Annotated in this window: 1 protein-coding gene and 1 pseudogene; one reads left to right on the top strand and one right to left on the bottom strand. The window is 60.4% G+C overall.

Annotated elements, in window-relative coordinates:
* Positions 1-145 precede the first annotated feature (145 nt).
* Positions 146-265: pseudogene (locus BTJ49_RS16010) on the bottom strand (transposase); the annotation flags it as partial.
* On the opposite strand from BTJ49_RS16010, the gene BTJ49_RS16090 reads away from it, so the two are divergent.
* Positions 210-824 carry a hypothetical protein gene (locus tag BTJ49_RS16090; protein WP_304598400.1) on the top strand — a complete coding sequence of 205 codons (615 nt, stop codon included), beginning with the start codon at positions 210-212 and terminating at the stop codon, positions 822-824. The pseudogene BTJ49_RS16010 and the gene BTJ49_RS16090 overlap by 56 nt on opposite strands.
* Positions 825-1,200 lie beyond the last annotated feature (376 nt).

Raw genomic sequence — 1,200 nt, forward strand, 5'->3', positions numbered from 1 at the left:
ACGAACGCAACCGCACCGTTTTGCCAACGAGTATGTACTCGGTTACTTGCAGGGGGAGTCCATACACGAGTTGTTAGGCACCCGCCACTGCGAGTGGTGCCTTGTTTCCGCAAACTACGCAACGCTCTTCAGCTCTTGCGCACGTGGGCACCAGGCTCAGCCAGGCGGCCATCTGGCGCCCTTGCTTGAATTCACGGGCATCGCCCACCGTGGCCACCGCGGCATCGGCCGTGATCGGCCCGATGCCGGTGATAGCCCGCAGCCGCACGCAGCGCGCATCCCATCTGACCGCATGCTTGCCTGATTACATGGTGCCGGCAGCCTTCGTGCAGCTGGACACGATGCCGCTGACGCCCAACGGCAAACTCGACCGCAAGGCGCTGCCGGCGCCTGAAGACGATGCCTATGTCATGGCGTACATAGGCATCGTCTTCAGGCGCCGGCAGCGCCTTGCGGTCGAGTTTGCCGTTGGGCGTCAGCGGCATCGTGTCCAGTTGCACGAAGGCCGTCGGCACCATGTAATCAGGCAAACCGAGAGCATGTGGCAATCGGCCCAGCAGGCGTACGGCCATAAGCGAGTGGCCGCCCAGTTCGAAGAAGTTATCGTTCCGGCCAACCTTGTCAACACCGAGCAATTCTTCCCAGATCGAGTATCCCAAGCGCCGCATGCGCTCCATCAACTTCACGGCCATGAGCGAGTGGCCGCCCAGTTCGAAGAAGTTATCGTGACGCCCTACCCTCTGCACACCCAGCAGCTCTCCCCATATCCCGATGCCGCTGACGCCCAACGGCAAACTCGACCGCAAGGCGCTGCCGGCGCCTGAAGACGATGCCTATGTACGCCATGTCTACGAACCGCCCCAGGGAGAGACCGAGCAGAGAGCCAGAGCCAGAGCCAGAGCCAGAGCCAGAGCCAGAGCCAGAGCCAGAGCCAGAGCCAGAGCCAGAGCCAGAGCCAGAGCCGCCAGCCGATCGCACCTTTTTTCTGGAGACCTGTAACCATACCGAGGCTCCTTATCCGCATGACCTGTGTATCCACCAGCTAAAAAAAAAAAAAAAAAAAAAAAAAAAAAAAAAAAAAAAAAAAAAAAAAAAAAAAAAAAAAAAAAAAAAAAAAAAAAACCCCCCCCCCCCCCCCCCCCCCCCCCCCCCCCCCCCCCCCCCCCCCCCCCCCCCCCCCCCCCCCCCCCCCCCCCCCCC

Origin of the sequence: Oleiagrimonas sp. MCCC 1A03011 (assembly GCF_003267965.1) — a bacterium.
GTDB classification, from domain to species: Bacteria; Pseudomonadota; Gammaproteobacteria; order Xanthomonadales; family Rhodanobacteraceae; genus Oleiagrimonas; species Oleiagrimonas citrea.